This window comes from Aliiruegeria haliotis (genome assembly GCF_003003255.1).
Classification (GTDB): Bacteria; Pseudomonadota; Alphaproteobacteria; order Rhodobacterales; family Rhodobacteraceae; genus Tropicimonas; species Tropicimonas haliotis.
This window is the reverse complement of record NZ_PVTD01000005.1, coordinates 278,925-298,754: the sequence shown is the minus strand read 5'-3', so window position 1 is coordinate 298,754 and position 19,830 is coordinate 278,925. Positions and strand designations below refer to the sequence as shown.

The window sequence follows — 19,830 nt, the reverse complement described above, 5'->3', positions numbered from 1 at the left end:
TCGCGGCCGTCAACGTCGTCTTGCCGTGGTCAACGTGACCGATCGTGCCGATGTTCATATGCGGCTTGCTGCGGTCAAACTTTTCCTTTGCCATGATGGCGTCCTTTCTCTTTTTTTCTGCGTCGCCCACCGACCTCCCCGGCGGGCGAAGCGTTATTCGAAAAACTCACCGTAGAGTTCGAGATCTTCTGCGAAAAGCGTCTCCAGCTTGGAGACCTCCTCGGCGCTGAGGTCCTTTCGGCTGGCCTTGCTGCCGGAAACCTGCTCTCGCCCCACCTTGACGATCCGGCCGGTTCGTCTGCCGATTTCCTCGGCAAACTCGTCGACCTTGGAAATCGGATAGATCCGATCGAAGTATCCGGGGTCGGTCCCCAGGAAATGCGACAGTGGTTCCGCATGGTGGCGGACTGGCGGCGAAAGATCCTTGTACCGCTCCAAGTGTCGAATGAAGGTGGGCAGGTCCGGCGAGGTTACCACGCCGTTTTCCCGATCCTCATCCGTCAATGCGACGTTGTCCAACTCGCCGTGATACTCGACCCGATTTTTAAAACAGGACAAGACACGGCCAATCGGGTGTCGAACGACAGCAGCTTTCCAATGCGACGCTATTCTTCCGCGCCGAACCTTCGCGTAGGGCACCGAAGGATAGGCCGCATTGTGAATGTGCTTTGACACCCCGTTCGCAGTGTAAGACCGGAAGGGAAAGCCGTTCTCGATTTCAAAGAAGCACAACTTCAGCGAAGTGCAGGCGCACTTCGGAACGCTGAAGTAAGAAACTTCGTGTTTGAAAAGGTGAACAGACATTTCCCTGGCCCGACAGATTGCACAGTTGGTTACGCGTACTTTGCCTGGATCTCTTCGGAGATGTTCGACGGCACCGGATCGTAGTGATCGAACTGCATCGTGAACTGGGCACGGCCCGAGGACATCGAACGCAGCGTGTTGATGTAGCCGAACATGTTGGCCAGCGGCACGAAGGCGTTGATCGCGACGGCGTTGCCGCGCGGTTCCTGCCCGGACACCTGCCCACGACGAGACGTCAGATCACCAATGATACCACCGGTATATTCTTCCGGTGTGATCACCTCGACTTTCATCATCGGCTCGAGCAGCTTGGCTCCGGCTTTCTTCATGCCTTCGCGCATGCCCATACGAGCCGCGATTTCAAAGGCGAGGACCGAGGAGTCCACGTCGTGGAACTTACCGTCGATGAGCGCCACCTTGAAGTCGATGACCGGGAAACCAGCCAGCGGACCGGAGTCCATGACCGACTTGATGCCCTTCTCGACACCGGGGATGTACTCCTTCGGCACCGCGCCACCCACGATCTTGCTCTCGAAGGAGTAGCCTTCGCCGGGCTCCGTCGGGGAGATGACCATCTTGACCTCGGCGAACTGACCCGAACCACCCGATTGCTTCTTGTGGGTGTAGGAGTGCTCGACCTCTTTCGAGATCGTTTCGCGATAGGCCACCTGCGGCGCACCGATGTTGGCCTCGACCTTGAACTCCCGCTTCAGGCGATCGACGAGAATGTCGAGGTGGAGTTCACCCATACCCTTCATGATGGTCTGACCCGACTCGAGGTCGGTTTCGACGCGGAAGGACGGATCCTCGGCAGCCAGACGCTGGAGGCCCTGGGACATCTTCTCCTGGTCAGCCTTGGTCTTAGGCTCGACGGCGATCTCGATCACCGGATCGGGGAAGGTCATGGTTTCGAGGACGACCGGGTCGTTGATGGCACACAGCGTATCACCGGTGGTGGTGTCCTTGAGACCGGCCAGCGCGATGATGTCGCCGGCAAATGCCTCGTCGATCTCTTCGCGGTTGTTCGAGTGCATCATCATCATACGACCGATGCGCTCGCGCTTGCCCTTCGTGGAGTTCAGGATCGAGTCGCCCTTCTTCATCGTGCCCGAATAGATCCGGGTGAAGGTCAACGAACCGACGAAAGGGTCGTTCATGATCTTGAAGGCCAGACCGGCAAAGGCCATGTCATCGTCCGCACGGCGCGGGATGTCACGGGTTTCCGTCTCGTCGCCCGGCTTGAAGCCCATGTAGTCGACAACGTCGAGCGGGCTCGGCAGGAAGTCGAGAACGGCGTTGAGCAGCGGCTGCACGCCCTTGTTCTTGAACGCGGACCCACCCAGAACCGGCACGAATTCCAGCGCCAGCGTCCCCTTGCGGATCAGCTTGCGAAGGGTTTCGACATCGGGCTCCTCACCTTCGAGGTAGGCCTCCATGGCGTCGTCGTCCATTTCGACGGCGGCTTCGATCATCTTGCCGCGCCACTCTTCGGCCAGATCCTTGAGCTCGTCGCGGATCTCGACCTGCTCCCAGGACGCCCCGAGGTCTTCACCCTTCCAGAGCCATTCCTTCATGGTGATCAGATCGATCTGACCCTCGAGCTCGGTCTCGGCGCCGATCGGCAGGCACACGGGCACGGCACGGGAACCGGTACGGTCCTCGATCATCGCGACGCAGTTGAAGAAGTCCGCGCCGATCTTGTCCATCTTGTTGACGAAGACGATCCGCGGAACGTGGTAGCGGTCGGCCTGACGCCAGACGGTCTCGGTCTGCGGCTCGACACCGGCGTTGGCGTCCAGAACACAGACGGCACCATCGAGTACAGCCAGCGAACGCTCGACTTCAATGGTGAAGTCAACGTGGCCGGGGGTGTCGATGATGTTCAGACGGTGCTTGGGCGTGTCGGCGTTGACGCCGTCCTCGGTACGCTCCCAGAAGGTGGTGGTCGCAGCCGAGGTGATGGTGATACCACGCTCCTGCTCCTGCTCCATCCAGTCCATGGTCGCCGCGCCATCGTGCACTTCGCCGATGTTGTGGGACTTGCCGGTGTAGTAGAGGATACGCTCCGAGCAGGTGGTCTTGCCGGCATCGATGTGCGCCATGATGCCGAAATTGCGGTATCGGTCCAGAGGATATTCGCGGGCCATGGGAGGGTCCTTAGACGTAGAGGGGTGTTACCAACGATAGTGGCTGAATGCCTTGTTGGCGTCGGCCATCTTGTGGGTGTCTTCGCGCTTCTTCACAGCGCTGCCGCGGGAGTTCACGGCGTCGACGAGTTCACCGGCCAGCCGCTCTTCCATCGTGTTCTCGTTGCGGGCACGGGCAGCGGCGATCATCCAGCGGATGGCCAGGGCTTCGCGACGCTCCACACGGACTTCGACGGGAACCTGGTAGGTCGCACCACCGACACGGCGGGAACGGACCTCGACCGACGGCTTCACGTTGTCGAGTGCCTCGGTGAACACCTCGATCGGGGAGCGCTTCAGCTTGTCCTCGACCCGGTCCAGGGCGTTGTACACGATGCGCTCGGCGGCCGATTTCTTGCCATCGATCATCAGGTTGTTCATGAATTTGGTCAGCACGATATCGCCATACTTGGCGTCGGGCAGGACTTCGCGCTTCTCAGCGGCGTGACGACGGGACATGTCTGTCTCTCCTTACTTGGGACGCTTGGCGCCGTACTTCGAGCGACGCTGCTTCCGATCCTTGACGCCCTGGGTATCCAGAACACCACGCAGGATGTGGTAGCGCACACCGGGAAGGTCTTTCACACGACCGCCACGGATCAGCACCACGGAGTGCTCCTGGAGGTTGTGGCTCTCACCCGGAATGTAGCTGATGACTTCGAAGCCGTTGGTCAGACGAACCTTGGCCACCTTCCGCATGGCCGAGTTCGGCTTCTTCGGCGTGGTGGTGTAGACGCGCGTGCATACACCGCGCTTCTGCGGACAGCTCTCGAGGTGCTGCGATTTGGATCGTTTTACTTTGGGCTGCCGCGGCTTGCGGATCAGCTGTTGGATCGTCGGCATTCCGGTTTCCCCAGTCTAGCTTTCTTCTTCTTCTCGCGCGTGCCGCGAGCGGTTGTTTTTCAAAATCGCACATCGCGCGTCCGCAATGCACAAAAACCGCCGGCGTTTCCTCGTACGCGGAAACGACGCGGGTGGGATCTCAGAGGATCGGGGCGGTCGGCGCCCGGATCTTGACCACTTAGTTCTGTTAGGGCCGGTCGAACGGAATCCCCGTGACCGAGTGGGCACGCTCTAGTGAGAATCGGTGGGGTTGTCAACAGACGCCGGGCGCCTTGCCCGCACTCCCGTCCTTTATACTGCTCCCACGGCCAGTTTTCGCTCCCGATGGAAGCTGAACAGGCCCGTGCCGACGACGATCGCCGCCCCGATCATGGTGATCGGATCGGGCCAGTCGCCGAAGACCACCAACCCCAGAACGAGCGCCCAGAGAAGGGACGTGTAGCGGAACGGGGCCGTGAAGGCAATTTCGCCGACCCGCATCGTCAGGATCGAGAAGAGGTAGCCGCCGATGATCATGACCGACGCTCCGGTCAGCGCGGCAAGGTTCTGTCCGGAGACCGGTTGCCATTCTTCTGTTGCGACCCCGACCAGTGCAAACAGCCAGACCCCGATCGACGCCGCAACCGCCACGGTCATGGACGGCGTCTCGACGGAGACCATACGGGCAAGGATGTCCCGCGCGGTGACGGAGAGCACGGCAAGCACCGCATAGATGGAGTAGATGGTGAACCCCTCCGCGCCGGGACGGACGATGAGCATCACGCCAACGAAGCCCAGCAGGATTGCCGACATCCGTCGCCACCCGACGTGCTCGCCAAGGAACAGCGCCCCGGCAAGGGTAACCGTCAACGGTAGGGCCTGAAGGATAGCGGACGCATTCGCCAGCGGCATGTTGAACAGCGCGGTGATGAAGAAGTACGCCGCCGCGATCTCTGCCAGCGTTCGGAGCATCACAACGTTGCGATCCTTGCGCGGCAACCGGAACCGCAAGCCGCCCATGGCCGCGGCCATCGCGACCAGCAGGATCGTGGAGATCAAGCCGCGGATCGACAGGGCCTGGAACATCGACAGCTCGCCGGACACCGATTTCATCATGGCGTCATTCAGGGTGAAGGAGGCCATTGAGGCCGCCATAAAAAGTGCGCCGCGAACGTTGGGGGACAAGGGATCTGCCTCGAAAGTCTGAACCCTCACCCGATGCGCCACGCATCTGCGCGTGTCAAACGAAAAGCACGGTGTGACGTTCGGCGTCATTGCGTCTGAACAATGTTCAAATACCCTGGAATCAGTTCATTTGCCGGCATCGGCGCGGTGCGGACCTCGACCGAGGGGACGACGCCCCAAGGGGGGTGAACCGCGACCGGGCCCGAACACTGGAAGGAGCTCATGATGAAACTCTCGACTATCTTCGCTCTCATGGGGATTGCAATCCTTGGGGCCGCCTGCACGGATACATCGCACTACCCGATCACGGGACAGGAATGTGCACCGGATGACCCGGTCAAGGAGTTGTCGACCCTTGAATGCGCCGACGCCTCCTGATCGCTGGCGCGACATCGCTTCGTAGACACCATTCCATTTGGTCGTGGCCTCATGCACCCGAAGGGGCCTGAGACAGCTATGCGCTTCGACAACGAGGCAGAATACGGGCTTTGAGTTGGCAAGGTGCCCGGGAACACTTCCATGGCAGATCACAGCGGGGGGGGGGGAGCGGGCGGCAGGGCGCCCAAAAAAGGCCCGGCACTTGCCGGGCCTTGATCGCGGGCAGGTATGGCCTGCCTCACTCTCCCTCGTTGTTGGCTTGGCAGGTCGTTCACGGCTACTTCAGTTGGAGCAGGCGAAGCTTTCCTTCAAAGCGCCCATGACGGCCTCGGCGGCTGGCAGTTGGGTTCGTGCGGAATATGCACCGTGGACCCAACGCATGTAGGCCCAGCGAACCTCGTCCGCCACGTTCTGTTCTGGCAGGCAGATGCCATCGAGGGCATCAACAGCCGCCAGGGCATCGACGAAACCGACCAGGTATTGCTCGCACTCGACCTCGGCGAAAACACCGTCGCGGGCGTCGCTGTCCGCCTCGAAACAGGGCCTGAGAAGCTCCTTGGCAGTGTACGATGGAGCCATGTGGGAATCCGCTGAGGCGATCGTTGCCAGCCCCACGGCGGCGATCGAGCAGATCAGTGTCTTGCGCATATGTACTTCCCCGGTGTTCAAGAGACCTGTCCCGGCCACCCCATCGGGGCGGCCGGGAGGACCGACGTCAGTCGGACTTCTTGTCGGCCAGGGCGTGGATGGCCTGATCCATCACATCCTGGTGCTCTTCGTTGGTGACGAACTCGGGGCTGTTCACCTTGTCCCAGAGCTCCTCGTTGGTCATGTTCTGGTGGCAGCCCATGCACAGTCCGGTGCGCTCCATTTTCTCGCGCATCTCCTGTGGCAAGGGACCGGTCAGCGGCCAGTGCGACCCGACAGACACCAGTTGCTTGCCATCCTCGGTCACGATCCGGCTGAGGTCGTGATCCAGCGACGGCACAGGCTGCGACTGGTACTGGTGTTGCTGCGGGATGATCTCGCCCGAGGCAGTCTCCAGGTCCACGATGAAGCCGTTTTCGTAGCCCTGCATGAAGCGGCCACCGCTGATCCCGTAGCCAAGGGCCTTCGGGTTGTTATGGCAGCTCTCGCAGGAGCGAGCGAGACGACCGGCCGTGTGCGGCTGCACCGCGGCGTGCTCGGCACCCTTGGTGCCACCGGCGTCCGGCGTCATCCAGGTCTCGTTGTGGACGATCGTATTGCCGTCCTTGTCGATGACCGTTGTGATGACCTGGCATCCAGGCATAAGCGGGCTGACGCGACCTTCACCGTTGATCCCGAGCGTCGGCTCTTCCCAACGCAGGTAGGAGCGTGTCTCGGAGACCTTGCCCGGCGACGTCAGACCGTTGGTGCCGAGAGGCGCATCGCCGGTCAGACCGTTGTCTTCACGCGCATTGGCGTTGTTGATCCAGTCGACGTCCGTCTTGCCTTCGGAATAGTCCACGGTGACGTGGCAGCCGTAGCACTGCGGTGCCCAGTCGGCGTGGCAGGCGTAGCATTCCATGCTTTCCATGTGCTTGCCGACCGACATCATGGCCACTTCGGCGTTCGGCGACTTCCAGGTGCCGTCGATCGCGATCTGCTTCAGCACCGGCACCTCGAAATCGAGACCGGAGGCGGAGTGAAGCAGGACCTTGGAGCCTTTCTTGACGACGTTGCCGAAGGGGTTGCCACGTGCGGTCAGGAGGTACCCGTCTTCCGCGTCGTAGACCTCAGCGAAGTACTGTTCGTCGGTCAGGTCCTCGGTGAGCCCGCGGGCGGTGTCTGCGATCTCCTGCTGGAACTCCTCGCCATAGCCAAGTGGCAACTCCCACGGGAACTTGCCGACGGTGCCGTGGCAGTCCTCGCACTCGATCTCCACCTGGGCAAGGGTCGTGCCCGGCAGGTTGCCATCTCCGTGCATGTCCACGGTGGTGTGACAATCCTGGCAAAGCAGGCCCCCTTCAGGGTTGCCCTCGCGCGACTGCACCTGGTGATGCAGATCGTCCTTGATGAACAGGTAGTTCTTGGTGTGCAGCTTGGGCTGCTTTCCACCGGAAGCGCTGTAGGGCGAGCCATACGGGAATTCCATGATCCCCTGGTAGCTCACGCCAATCCGCTTGCCGCGATTGTGGCAGGAGGAGCAGCTCTCGTTCGGGATGCCCGAGTATTCGAGATCACCATGCTTGACCTTGGACTTGCGCGTGGCCTGCAACTGGTGCGTCAGCAGCTTGCCCGGCTGTTCCTTGGAGATGACCGGATCGCCACCCTCGTAGAGGCCTTCGTTCGAATAGGGAACATGGCAGGAGGAGCAACCGGCGCCGCGATAGTCGCCGCGCTTTTCGCGGCCATTCACACCGACGTGGCACCGCTGGCATTGCTGACGCGAATAGGTGATGCCGGCGAGGTTCGGATGCTCCGAAATCTGATCGACATCCACTTCGGGCACCTGTTCCATGGAGGCAGGTATCTGCTCGGGATGCGCTTCTGCGAAAGCAACCATGTATTCCTTGTAGGCATCTGTGCCGACCGTCGGCACATAGCCGTCGTCATCGACCAGCGTGTAGTTGCCATAGACCGACTGGTGCGTGTCCAGAACGCCCCAGGCCCACAGGTTGCCCTGAAGCTTGCCGGCCTCGGTGTTCATCAGCGACTTGATCAGACGCTCCGCATAGCCCTCGTGACAGGCGCTCTGTCCGCAGGACTTGTCCGCGATCCACACCGCGCCCGGATCCGGGTAGAACGTGTGCGGTCCGCCATCCTCGGCGAGCACGGCATGCGTACCGGCGTGGGCCTCGTCCGGCGTCGTGCCCGTGACGTTGCCCCCGTGACAGACAGTACAACCTGCCGGGTCATCGTAGTCGGCACCCATCGACTCGATGGTGTCCATCATCGCGCCCTGGGTGAATTTCTCGATACCTTCATGGCACGAAAGACAGCCCTTTTCGGCTGCCAGTTCGGCACTGACAGTCATCGGGGCCGCTTCCGCGTCCCCCGCGGCTTCCTGGGCACCCGCGTAGGTTGCGGCACCGAGTAGAAGCGTCAGCGTCAGGAACATGCGTCTCAAAGCTGGACCTCCCTGGATAGAGTCATTGCGTTCCCGATTCTAGTAACGCGACCGTGAGGTCCTTCGCCCTGACATTTGTCAGAATTCGGCAACTCCTCCGAAAAGCTCTTCTCAATCAAGACCCTGGAAGGTGTCGAATTCTCAAACTGGAATACCTAAAAAGGAGTGTTTGGCCTTGATCCAGAGCAAGGCGAACAACTTCAATCAAGTATAGGGACGAGGCAGCCCCCCCTACGACGCGAACAGGGCAGCTGATGCAAAACCTCAAGATGACGGCCAACGGCCACCAGAATGGCAGGCTTCCCGGTTCCTGCGGGAATATGATCTGCACCTTCCTGCCACCCGGCCACAGCCAGGCAGCGAAGCAGAAACACTTCATGAAACGTGGTCGGCGGCTGGACAGCTGCGAGTCGGATACCTGCATGAAGTTCTGGGTTGTGGTCCATGGCACGGCGGCGACCTGCACCGCATTCGAGGACGGCCGACGACAGATCGTGGGCCTTGAGACCGCAGGGGAAACGATCTGCAGCCTCATGGCAGGGCCCGGCACCCAGAACTGGCTGGAGGCGCTCAGCGATTGCATCGTCTGCGAAATCGACCTTTCCGGAAATGCCCGGGAGTTGCAGGGCGATCCCGAGTTTCTGGCCACGACGTTTCACGTGGTGCACCGCCGCCTGGAGCGGACACAGAACCACATCACGACCCTCGGACGGCTGGACTCCGTGGAAAGGGTCACACTGTTTCTCGCCGAGATGGCGATCCGGTCCGGGGCGACCCGAGCCAAGCCGCAACTCGTCACCCTTCCGATGTCGCGCGAAGACATCGCCGATTACCTTGGCCTGAACGCGGAGACGGTCAGCCGCATCCTGTCCCGCCTGAAGAAATCCCGGATGGTGAAGTTCCTGTCACCCTCAGAGTTCATTGTCCCCGACCTTGGTGAGCTTGAACGCCGGCTGCCGGTCGAGATCCCCGAACCGGCCATGTTCCGCCCCGCCGCGGTGCGCCCGGGCCCAGGCACCGTGCACGAGGTTCGGGCATGATCGTCGAACTCGGGCACCTTGCCCTCTGCATCGCGCTGGTGGCCTCGGTCATCCAATCCACGATCCCGATCTGGGGCGCGGCCAATGGCGCACCGGCAGCTATGCGGGTGGCGGACACCGCCGCACAGGTTCAGTTTCTCGGAACCGCGCTGGCGTTTGCGGCCCTGACATGGGCATTCGTGGTGTCGGACTTCTCTGTCATGACGGTCGCTGCGAATTCCCACTCCGCCAAGCCGATGCTCTACAAGGTGTCAGGGGTCTGGGCGAACCATGAGGGCTCGATGCTCCTCTGGGTGCTCATGCTGGCCCTGTTCGGTGTGCTGATCTCGCTGTTCGGTGGCGTGATCCCGGTGGTCATGCGGGCCAATGTCCTCGCGGTGCAGGCGATGATCGGCGCCGGGTTCTACCTGTTCATCCTGTTGACCTCGAACCCGTTCGAGCGCCTCGCCACCGCCCCCATCGACGGGCAGGGCATGAACCCGCTGTTGCAGGACCCCGGCGTGGCGTTCCACCCGCCGCTGCTCTATCTCGGCTATGTCGGCTTCTCGACCGCCTTTTCCTTCGCGGTGGCCGCGCTGATTACCGGCCGGGTCGATCCGGCCTGGGCACGCTGGATGCGGCCTTGGGTGCTGCTCGCGTGGTCGGGCCTGACCGCCGGCATCGCCCTCGGCTCCTGGTGGGCCTACTACGAGCTTGGCTGGGGCGGGTTCTGGTTCTGGGACCCGGTGGAAAACGCCTCCTTCATGCCATGGCTCATCGGCACGGCGCTGCTGCATTCGGCAATCGTGGTAGAGAAGCGAAACGCCCTGTTGAAGTGGACCATATTGCTGGCGATCCTCACCTTTTCGCTCTCGCTCATCGGCACCTTCCTTGTCCGCTCCGGCATCCTGACCTCGGTCCATGCCTTTGCCACAGATCCGGAGCGCGGCGCCTTCATCCTTCTGCTGCTCTCCATCGCGATCGGTGGCGCTCTGACTCTCTTCGCCTGGCGTGCTCCCAGGCTTCTGGATGGCGGGGTCTTCGGCATCTGGTCACGGGAGACCGGCCTGCTCGTCAACAACCTCCTGCTTGCCTCCGCCTGTGGTGTGGTCTTTGTCGGGACGCTCTATCCGCTGGTGCTCGAACTTATCAACGGCGCCAGGATCTCCGTCGGAGCGCCCTATTTCAACAAGACCTTCCTGCCGATCTTCGGGGTGGCGATGCTGGCCGCTGGCGTGGGGCCCTTCCTCGCCTGGAAACGCGCCAACCGGCGAGAGGCCCTGCGGCGCACATTGCTGTGTTCGTTGCTCGCGCTGCTGGTGACGGCCGGGATCGCATTCTGGCTCGGCCTTGGCGACGGTGTCGGCCTCCTCGGAGCCTTCATCGCGGCCTTCCTCATGGTCGCAACCCTGCAGGACTACGCCCGCCGGATTGGCCTCCCCAGGGTGGGGCCCGCGACGGCACTGCGCCGGGCGGCCGGTTTGCCGGCAGCGGCCTATGGCCTCTACCTCGGGCATGCGGGCCTAGCCATTGCGGCGGCCGGCGTCATTGCCGTGTCGGTCTGGAGCGCGGAAGCCATCCAGACCGTGCAACAGGGGAGCGCCACCCGGGTCGGCCCCTACGAGTTCACCCTTGAAGGCATCCGGAACACAACCGGGCCGAACTACCAGACCTCGATCGCCCGCGTGACGGTCACGCGCCAGGGCGACGTCGTCGCGGAGCTCGCACCGGAGCGGCGGTGGTACCCCGTCGAGCGCCAGCCCACCACCGAGGCCGGCATCCGGACGCTCTGGCATGGTGATCTCTATGCCGTTCTTGGCGATCCCGATGGCACCGGCGGATACGTGACCCGCTACTACTACAACCCGGGCGTGCCCTGGATGTGGACCGGCGCTCTGCTGATCACGTTCTCCGCGCTGATCTCCCTGCTCGACCGCCGACTTCGGGTCGGTGCGCCGTCGGCGCGCCGCGCGACGTCGGCTGCGCAACCGGCAGAATAGGAACCAGCCCATGCCGTTCGCCCTGCCCCGCCCCCGCATGATTGGACCGCGCATCGCAACCGCCATTGCGCTCCTGTTCGTCACCGTCCCGCACGGGACGGGCGCGCAGGCGCTCACAGCCGACGAGATGTTCGCCGATCCCGCGCAGGAGGCCCGCGCCCGTGACATCGGCCGCGACTTGCGCTGTCTGGTCTGTCAGAACCAGTCGATCTTCGATTCCAATGCCGGTCTGGCCAAGGACCTTAGGGTGGTCGTCCGCGAACGCATGGAAGCCGGCGACACCGACGAGGAAGTCCTCGAATTCGTCCGGTCCCGGTTCGGCGACTACGTCCTGCTCGATCCACCGGTCTCGGCCCAGACATCCGTGCTGTGGCTGGCGCCAGTGGCGTTCCTGCTACTGGGGGCGGGGTTTCTTGCGGTGTACATGCGCGGACGGCGCAACCCGAAGGCATCACCCACCGAGTTGAGCGCGGCGGATCGGGCCGAAGCCCAACGACTGCTGAAACGAGGGGACGCGTGATGGTGTTCTGGGCGCTTGCAACACTCGTCACCCTGGGCGCGGCGGTCTGGATCGCCCGTCCCTTCCTGAAATCCGGCACGATGGAAATGGAGGCCCACGACAGCACGATCTCGATCTATCGGGACCAGCTTGACGAGGTCGAACGCGATCTGGCGGCGGGTATCATCAGCGAGGGCGAGTGTGACGCCGCCCGGCAGGAGATCGAGCGCCGCGCCCTGCAGTCGGCCCGGCGGCTGGACCAGGGGTTCTTCGTCGGACGTCGGTCGATCCCGACCGCCATCGGGATCGTGGCGCTCTGCAGTGTGGCCGTTGCTGCGCTCTACATCGCGCTCGGAACACCGCAGGCGCCGGACCAGCCGCTCGCCGCACGTCAAACCGAGTTGCTGACCCAACGGGCTGCGGCCGGGGACATCGCGAGTTCCGCGCAACTCCTGCAACAGGCCGCCGAGGAGACCCCCGAGGATTTCGAGACCTGGTGGATGCTGGCCAAGTCCTATTCGGAGATGGGCGACGACGCAGCCGCTGCGGAAGCCTATCGCCGGGCTGCGGAACTCTCGAACGACAATCCGGGTGTGTTGTCCGCGTATGCCGAGGCGATGACACTGGCCAATGGAAACAAGGTGCCTGCCGCTGCCCGCGTAATCTTCGAACAGGTTGTGAAGGAGCACCCAGATCCCCGCGCACGATACTACATCGCCCTGGCGAAGGCCCAATCGCAGGATTTCCACGGTGCCATCACGGACTGGGCGGCGCTACTGGGGGAAAGTGCCCCGAATGCGCCCTGGGCAACGACGGTTCGGCGCGACATCGTGAACATGGCGCGTTTCCTCAAGGCCGATGTGCGTGCCTACATGCCGGATGCCACGCAGGCAGAGATCGCCGCGGCTGGCGGAGCTTCGCAGGGTGCGGCAAGCGCCGAGCGGGTGTCGGAGCTGGAGGCAACGGTTTCCGCCGATCCCACCGACCACAAGGCGTGGATCGCGCTGGCTGGCCAGCACGCGGCCCTGGGCGACGGACAGGCGGCGCTCGCGGCGCTGGAGAAGGCCCGCAGCCACTTCAAGGCCGCTCCCTTCGTGCTCCAGAAGTTTGACGAAACGGCCCGCGCGCTCGGGCTCGACATGCTCGACCGGGGCCCCGGCACCGCCGGACCGGATGCGGAGCAGATCGCCGCCGCATCACGGCTGAGCCAGCAGGATCAGGACGACATGATCGAAGGCATGGTTGCCGGGCTTGCCGCGAAGCTGGAGGAGAACCCCGACAATCTCGACGGCTGGATCATGCTGGTGCGGTCCTACGCCAACCTCGGCCGAATCGAGAAGGCACGCGCGGCCTATGACGCCGCGACGGCGCAATACAGTGGAAACGCGGCCGCCATCGAGGCGCTGCGGGAGGGCACCGCCGGGGTCATCGCCGCCAACTGACCCGGATCACGACAAAACAGTAGTGTTGTCGCGGGCGCGCGGCACCGGGTTGCCGGCAGCGAGAGCGGCAGCTAAAGCACGATGAACCGCGTGGGGGAGGCAAGGACATGGCGCAACCGGGAAAAGACGCTCAAGAGGAGCGGGAAGCCTCGAAACGCGTTAGTGCGCTTCGGGCGCTGTTTCCCTTCTTTGTCCCTTATCGTCGCTACGTCATCCTCGCCGGCATCGCCCTGACGATCACCGCGACCGTCTCTCTCCTGCTGCCCGTGGCCGCCCGCCGCGTCGTCGACGGGTTCGAGGCCACCCGTGTCCACCTGCTCGACGGCTATTTCCTTGCCGCCATCGGAATCGCGCTGATCTTCGCGCTCGGCACCGGGCTGCGCTACTACATCGTTACCCGTCTTGGCGAGCGGGTCGTGGCGGATATCCGAAAGGCGGTCTTTGATCGCATGGTCGGAATGAGCCCTGCGTATTTCGAACGTCTGATGACAGGCGAGGTCATCAGCCGGATCACCACCGATACGACGCTGATCCTGTCCGTCATCGGCTCTTCGGTCAGCTGGTTCCTGCGCAACACGCTGCTGTTCTTCGGCGGTCTGGTGATGATGTTCATCACATCCGGAAAGCTGACACTGATGGTGTTGGCGATCATCCCTGTCGTGATCGTGCCAATCCTCGCGCTCGGCCGACGCCTGCGCATCCTGAGCCGTGACAACCAGGACTGGATCGCCCAAAGCTCCGGAAATGCCGTCGAGGCGTTGCAGTCCCTGCAAACCGTGCAGGCCTACACCCATGAGGCCGCCAGCAAGGCGCGGTTTTCCGATGTCACAGAGAAAAGCTACGTCTCGGCCAAGAAACGGATCGCCGTACGGGCGCTGCTGACGATCATCATCATCTTCGTGGTCTTCACCGGCATCCTCGGCGTGCTCTGGATAGGTGCCCGCGATGTTCGGGCGGAAATCATGACACCGGGCGAACTGGTCCAGTTCGTCATCTACGCCGGCATCATGGCAGGCTCTGTCGCCGCGTTGTCGGAGATCTGGGGCGAACTGCAACGCGCGGCGGGCGCAACCGAACGGCTGGTGGAACTGCTGGGATCCGAGGATTCGGTGCAAGACCCGGCCGAGCCGCTGGCCCTGCCCCGGCCGACCCGGGGCGCCATCGCCTTCGACCAGGTGGACTTCCACTACCCGAGCCGTCCGGCCGATGCCGCGTTGAATGGCGCGTCCTTCGAGGTCGCGCCGGGCGAGACGGTGGCACTCGTGGGGCCGTCGGGAGCCGGCAAGTCGACGGTGCTTCAGCTTCTGTTGCGTTTCTATGATCCAACCAGCGGCACGGTGCGCCTGGACGGGATTGCCCTGCCCGACATGGCCCGGGACGATTTTCGGAAGGCGCTGGCCCTGGTGCCGCAGGATCCGATCATTTTTGCAGACACCGCACGCGAGAACATCCGTTTCGGCCAGCCGGACGCGACCGACGCACAGGTCGAGGCCGCTGCCCGCGCCGCCGCGGCCCACGACTTTATCGCTGCCCTGCCGGAAGGCTACGACAGCTACGTTGGCGAACGCGGCGTGATGCTCTCAGGCGGTCAGAAGCAACGTATCGCCATCGCGCGCGCGATCCTGCGCGACGCCCCTGTGCTGCTGCTCGACGAAGCCACCTCCGCACTCGATGCGGAGAGTGAGCGCGCGGTACAGGATGCCGTGGCCGCCATGTCCGAAGGGCGGACAACGCTCATTGTCGCCCACCGGCTCGCGACCGTGAAACAGGCCGACCGGATCCTCGTTTTCGAGGGCGGCAGGATCATCGCCGAGGGCACTCACGAGACGCTGGTGGCGGAGGGTGGCCTCTACGCCCGTCTCGCACGGCTGCAATTCACCGAGGGCGCCGTGGCGTAGCGTCCCGTTTCCTCGTTGCGCAGCGTCATTGTTGCGCCCAATACTGGTTTCACACCAAGAACGGGCCCGGGAGCGCCTGCGGGTGCGAGAACAGGGAGGAGTTGGGGATGGGCTTTGCGACCCTCGCCGATCGAGACGCGATTCACAACGAGATGGAATGGGAGGAGCGAGACGTTCCGACCACCATGTTCGAGTTCCTGAGCCATGCGAAGGACACTCACGGCGCGCGGGACGCGGTCAGTTTCCAGCTGCTTTCCGACCCGAAGGCCCCGGCCGAGACCTATACCTGGTCGGATCTGCATGCCAAATCCGTCCAGGCCGCAAACATGTTCCGCAGTCTCGGCATCGGCGAGAAGGACGTCGTGGCCTTCCTGCTGCCGAATTGCTCGGAGACGGTGGTCACTCTGCTCGGCGGGTCCATCGCCGGGATCGTGAACCCGATCAACCCGCTGCTAGAACCCGACCAGATCTCTGCCATCCTGCGCGAGACGAACGCGCGCGTGCTGGTCACGCTCAAGGCCTTCCCGAAGTCCGATGTTGCCCAGAAGGCCGCGGAGGCCGTCGACCATGCTCCGAACGTGAAGCATGTGATCGAGATCGATCTGCTGCGCTACCTGACCGGGCTCAAGAAGTTCATCGTTCCGTTCCTGCGGCCAAAAACCGAAGTCCACCACACCGCGAAGGTCCACGACTTTACGACCGAGATGGCGAAGCATCGATCCGACGCGCTTGATTTCGCCGATTCCACCGAGGACCGCGTTGCAGCCTACTTCCACACCGGCGGCACCACGGGCATGCCCAAGGTGGCCCAGCATCTCTACTCCGGCATGGTCTACAATGGCTGGCTCGGAAACCGGCTCCTGTTCGATGAAACAGACGTGGTGATGTGCCCGTTGCCGCTCTTTCATGTCTTCGCGGTCGAGCCGATCCTGATGTCGATGATCGCCTCGGGGGCACATGTCGTCTTTCCGACGCCGCAAGGGTACCGCGGCGATGGCGTCTTCGACAACTTCTGGAAACTGATCGAACGCTGGAATGTCACGTTCATGATCGGCGTGCCGACCGCCTTCGCCGCACTCATGCAGCGGCCGGTCGATGCCGATGTCTCCACGCTCAACAATGCCTTCTCCGGGTCCGCACCGCTCCCGGTCGAGCTCTACAACCGGTTTGAGCAGGCCACGGGGGTCGAGATCATCGAGGGGTACGGGTTGACCGAGGCGACCTGCCTTGTCTCCATCAATCCGGTGGAGGGCACCAAGAAGGTCGGATCCGTCGGGCTGCCGTTCCCGCATTGCGACGTGAAGATCCTCGAACACACCAAGGACGGGCCGCGCGAGTGTGCCGTCGACGAGGTGGGCGAGATTTGTGTGGACAATCCTGGCGTCTATGCCGGCTCGACCTATACGGAGGCGGACAAGAACCACGACCTGTTCCACCACGATGTCTACCTGCGCACCGGCGACCTCGGGCGGATCGACGCGGATGGATACCTGTGGATCACCGGACGCGCAAAGGACCTGATCATTCGTGGCGGCCACAACATCGACCCGGCCATCATCGAAGAGGCCCTGCTCGGCAACGAGAAAGTCGCCTTTGCCGGTGCCATCGGACAGCCCGACAGTTTCGCAGGCGAACTTCCCTGCGCCTATGTCGAGTTGGTGGATGGAGCCAAGGCAACGCCGGACGAATTGCAGGCCTTCATCAAACCCCGGATCGTCGAACGGGCCGCCTTCCCCAAGCACCTGGAGATCGTGGATGAGCTGCCCAAGACAGCTGTCGGAAAGATCTTCAAACCGGATCTCCGCAAGAGCGCCATCAAGCGTGTCTTCAACCGGGTCCTGGAGGAGGCGAAGATCGAAGCGCGGGTGAAGGACGTGATCGACAGCAAGAAACGTGGACTGGTGGCGCAACTGGAACGCACCGGCGACGTGGACGAAGACGCGCTCGGCCACCTGCTCGGCAATTTCGCGACCCCATGGGAATGGGCCGAGTGAACTGATACGGGCCACATCCCGCAACCACGTCCCTTGCGCTCTGCCCGCGCATGACCGACATGGAGTGAACGGCCCCGGGGAGGACCTGGGGCCTGATACGTTCATGGAGGATGCGAATGACCTACCTTCCCGCCCCGGACCGCTATGATCGCATGGTGTACAACCGCTGCGGCGCCTCGGGGCTGCTGCTTCCGGCAATCTCGCTCGGGCTTTGGCAGAACTTCGGCCACGATACGCCGCACCGCACAAAGCAGGCCATCTGCCGCACGGCCTTCGATCACGGCATCACCCACTTCGATCTTGCCAACAACTATGGTCCACCGCCGGGCGCGGCCGAGGAGGCCTTCGGCGAGCTCCTCCGCACCGATTTTCGCGCGCACCGGGACGAGTTGATCATCTCGACCAAGGCCGGCTACCGGATGTGGGACGGCCCCTATGGCGAGATGGGCGGCCGCAAGCACCTGATATCCAGTTGCGACCAGAGCCTGAAACGGCTGGGGCTCGACTATGTCGACATCTTCTACTCGCATCGGTTCGATCCCGACACGCCCCTCGAAGAGACCATGGGCGCGCTCGCGGAAATCGTGAGATCCGGCAGGGCGCTTTACGTCGGGCTCTCCTCCTACAATTCCGCGCGTACGCGGGATGCAGCCGCGATCCTGAAGGACCTGGGCGTGCCCTGTCTGATCCACCAGCCGAGCTATTCCATCCTGAACCGCTGGGTAGAGCGTGACCGGCTGCGCGAAACGCTCGGCGAACTGGGCATCGGCTCTATCGCCTTCTCGCCGTTGGCACAGGGAATGCTCACGTCCAAGTACCTGAAGGGGGTGCCGGACGGCAGTCGCGCGACGAAGGGGGGTCCCTTCCGGGACGGTTTCCTGACCGAGACTGCGCTCCAGAGCATCCGCAACCTTAACGCCATGGCCGAAGAGCGCGGGCAGACGCTTGCGCAAATGGCCATCGCTTGGGTGCTACGCGGTGGCGGCATCACCACCGCGCTGATCGGGGCAAGCAAGCCGCAACAGGTGATCGATTGCGCCGGCGCTGTTGGGAACCTCACCTTCACCGATGAGGAATTGGCACGGATCGACGAGATTTCCTCAGAAGAGGATATCAATATCTGGGCCCAATCCTCCGAGGGCGTCTGAACCCGACGCCGGCGACGGGCGGAGAATTCCCGTCCGTCGTCGGTGCGCTTCGTGGCCTTGTGGCTTTCCGTCTGGACCATGGTCTACAAGGGTGACAGCGCGTATTGCTCCGCCAAGCTGCCTCGACCTGCGGCACAGGTTGGCGACGCCATCCGAATCGCAGGCAAGATCCGCGTTTTCATTCTGCACATTTCTTGATCATGTCGAATTTTTTCCCAAATAGTTCAGGGAAAACGGGATGATCACCCTCGGCGCCCGCGATGGGTCAGTAATTCTGACAAAAAATCAACTATCGCCCTGTGCTAGCGTAATCCGGAACAAGGAGATGCGAGAATGATCAAGACGCCGTACCTGCTGTTTCTTGGCGATGCGCCGGACCAGCTCGCCGCGAAGGTCGCCCAGGGGATCAAGGACTGGCGCCCGGAATTCGCTGTTGGCCAGTTTCGAATGGACGGATGCAAGGCCGACATGGGCCTGACCGACATGACGCTCGACGAGGCAAAGGCGGCCGGTGCAAGGACACTGGTGATCGGCGTGGCCAACCGTGGCGGCGTGATCTCGCCCGCCTGGCGCCATGTTCTGGCGGAAGCGCTGCTGAAAGGGTTCGACCTTGCGTCGGGGCTGCACAACCTGCTCGCCGACGAGCCGGAACTGGTGGAAATCGCCAAGGCCGAGGGGCGGGAATTGCACGATGTCCGCGTGCCGGAGATCGACTACCCGATCGCCAATGGCAGGAAACGGACCGGAAAGCGGTGCCTTGCAGTGGGCACCGACTGTTCCGTTGGCAAGATGTACACCGCCCTGGCCATGGATGCGGAGATGCAGAAGCGCGGCATGAAGTCGACATTCCGCGCCACCGGGCAAACCGGGATCCTGATCACTGGCGACGGCGTGCCGCTTGATGCCGTGATCGCAGATTTCATGGCTGGCGCGGTAGAGTGGCTGACCCCAGACAACGACGCCGATCACTGGGACCTGATCGAGGGCCAGGGCAGCCTGTTCCACGCGTCGTTTTCCGGCGTCACGCTGGCACTGGTGCATGGTGGTCAGCCCGATGCGCTGATCCTGTGCCACGAGCCGACGCGGGACCACATGCGTGGCCTGCCCGACTACACGCTTCCGTCGCTGGAAGAGCTGCGGGATGTGGCGATGCTGCTGGCAAAGCGGGTGAACCCGGACGTGCAGGTTGTGGGCATCTCGGTCAACACGCAGCACATGTCGGACGCGGAATCCGCCGCCTACCTTGCGGAGGTCGAGGCCCGGATGGGGTTGCCGACCGTGGATCCGTTCCGCAACGGGTCAGGCAGGCTGGTGGATGCACTGTCCGCCCTTGGCTGAATGTCAGAAACCGCCCATGATCCGGC

18 protein-coding genes are annotated in these 19,830 nt (G+C 63.0%); 10 read left to right on the top strand and 8 right to left on the bottom strand.

Annotation, left to right across the window (positions count from 1 at the left end):
- The 6 genes from CLV78_RS14485 to CLV78_RS14460 form a co-directional block, all read right to left on the bottom strand.
- The coding region (locus tag CLV78_RS14485; RefSeq protein WP_146136670.1) for a GTP-binding protein at positions 1 to 94 on the bottom strand (94 nt) is incomplete at its 3' end.
- 59 nt (positions 95 to 153) lie between these two features.
- Positions 154 to 804, bottom strand: coding sequence for a sulfotransferase family 2 domain-containing protein (locus tag CLV78_RS14480; RefSeq protein ID WP_106205535.1), 651 nt, complete (start codon positions 802 to 804; stop codon positions 154 to 156).
- A gap of 29 nt (positions 805 to 833) precedes the next feature.
- A complete protein-coding gene (gene fusA, locus CLV78_RS14475; protein WP_106205534.1) occupies positions 834 to 2,951 on the bottom strand; it encodes an elongation factor G in 2,118 nt (705 codons plus the stop codon).
- 27 nt (positions 2,952 to 2,978) lie between these two features.
- The gene (rpsG, locus tag CLV78_RS14470) at positions 2,979 to 3,449 is read right to left on the bottom strand and encodes a 30S ribosomal protein S7 (RefSeq protein WP_106205533.1); all 471 of its coding nucleotides are present in this window, start codon (positions 3,447 to 3,449) and stop codon (positions 2,979 to 2,981) included.
- 12 nt (positions 3,450 to 3,461) lie between these two features.
- Positions 3,462 to 3,833: a 30S ribosomal protein S12 gene (rpsL, locus tag CLV78_RS14465; protein WP_008182915.1), complete on the bottom strand. Its 372-nt coding sequence runs from the start codon at positions 3,831 to 3,833 to the stop codon at positions 3,462 to 3,464.
- Positions 3,834 to 4,124: 291 nt separating this feature from the next.
- Positions 4,125 to 5,027: a DMT family transporter gene (locus CLV78_RS14460; protein ID WP_342751835.1), complete on the bottom strand. Its 903-nt coding sequence runs from the start codon at positions 5,025 to 5,027 to the stop codon at positions 4,125 to 4,127.
- A gap of 195 nt (positions 5,028 to 5,222) precedes the next feature.
- Here CLV78_RS14460 and CLV78_RS24180 point away from each other — a divergent pair, with 195 nt between their 5' ends.
- On the top strand, positions 5,223 to 5,375 hold the full coding sequence (locus CLV78_RS24180; protein ID WP_170111669.1) for a hypothetical protein: 153 nt from the start codon (positions 5,223 to 5,225) through the stop codon (positions 5,373 to 5,375).
- A gap of 282 nt (positions 5,376 to 5,657) precedes the next feature.
- Here the strand turns inward: CLV78_RS24180 and CLV78_RS14455 are convergent, their stop codons facing one another.
- Both CLV78_RS14455 and CLV78_RS14450 read right to left on the bottom strand, forming a co-directional pair.
- Positions 5,658 to 6,023, bottom strand: a complete 366-nt coding sequence (locus tag CLV78_RS14455) for a Rap1a/Tai family immunity protein (protein ID WP_106205531.1) — start codon at positions 6,021 to 6,023, stop codon at positions 5,658 to 5,660.
- 67 nt (positions 6,024 to 6,090) lie between these two features.
- On the bottom strand, positions 6,091 to 8,466 hold the full coding sequence (locus tag CLV78_RS14450; protein ID WP_211300991.1) for a hypothetical protein: 2,376 nt from the start codon (positions 8,464 to 8,466) through the stop codon (positions 6,091 to 6,093).
- A gap of 254 nt (positions 8,467 to 8,720) precedes the next feature.
- Here CLV78_RS14450 and CLV78_RS14445 point away from each other — a divergent pair, with 254 nt between their 5' ends.
- The 9 genes from CLV78_RS14445 (at position 8,721) to dgcN (ending at position 19,804) form a co-directional block, all read left to right on the top strand.
- Positions 8,721 to 9,506: a Crp/Fnr family transcriptional regulator gene (locus CLV78_RS14445; protein ID WP_106205530.1), complete on the top strand. Its 786-nt coding sequence runs from the start codon at positions 8,721 to 8,723 to the stop codon at positions 9,504 to 9,506.
- On the top strand, positions 9,503 to 11,485 hold the full coding sequence (locus CLV78_RS14440; protein ID WP_106205529.1) for a heme lyase CcmF/NrfE family subunit: 1,983 nt from the start codon (positions 9,503 to 9,505) through the stop codon (positions 11,483 to 11,485). Before CLV78_RS14445 ends, CLV78_RS14440 begins: the two co-directional genes overlap by 4 nt.
- A 10-nt stretch (positions 11,486 to 11,495) precedes the next feature.
- The gene (locus tag CLV78_RS14435) at positions 11,496 to 12,005 is read left to right on the top strand and encodes a cytochrome c-type biogenesis protein (protein WP_245925064.1); all 510 of its coding nucleotides are present in this window, start codon (positions 11,496 to 11,498) and stop codon (positions 12,003 to 12,005) included.
- Entirely contained in the window at positions 12,005 to 13,426 is a 1,422-nt protein-coding gene (gene ccmI / locus CLV78_RS14430) for a c-type cytochrome biogenesis protein CcmI (protein ID WP_106205528.1), read from the top strand. The genes CLV78_RS14435 and ccmI overlap by 1 nt, the downstream gene beginning before the upstream one ends.
- A 107-nt stretch (positions 13,427 to 13,533) precedes the next feature.
- Positions 13,534 to 15,324, top strand: coding sequence for an ABC transporter transmembrane domain-containing protein (locus CLV78_RS14425; RefSeq protein ID WP_106205527.1), 1,791 nt, complete (start codon positions 13,534 to 13,536; stop codon positions 15,322 to 15,324).
- A gap of 107 nt (positions 15,325 to 15,431) precedes the next feature.
- Positions 15,432 to 17,318, top strand: coding sequence for an acyl-CoA synthetase (locus CLV78_RS14420; protein WP_106205526.1), 1,887 nt, complete (start codon positions 15,432 to 15,434; stop codon positions 17,316 to 17,318).
- 116 nt (positions 17,319 to 17,434) lie between these two features.
- Positions 17,435 to 18,466, top strand: coding sequence for an L-glyceraldehyde 3-phosphate reductase (gene mgrA, locus CLV78_RS14415; RefSeq protein WP_106205525.1), 1,032 nt, complete (start codon positions 17,435 to 17,437; stop codon positions 18,464 to 18,466).
- Between the two features lie 51 nt (positions 18,467 to 18,517).
- Entirely contained in the window at positions 18,518 to 18,664 is a 147-nt protein-coding gene (locus tag CLV78_RS24285) for a hypothetical protein (RefSeq protein WP_211300990.1), read from the top strand.
- Positions 18,665 to 18,799: 135 nt separating this feature from the next.
- Complete coding sequence (dgcN, locus tag CLV78_RS14410) at positions 18,800 to 19,804, top strand: N-acetyltransferase DgcN (protein WP_106205524.1); 1,005 nt, start codon at positions 18,800 to 18,802, stop codon at positions 19,802 to 19,804.
- Positions 19,805 to 19,830: the final 26 nt, after the last annotated feature.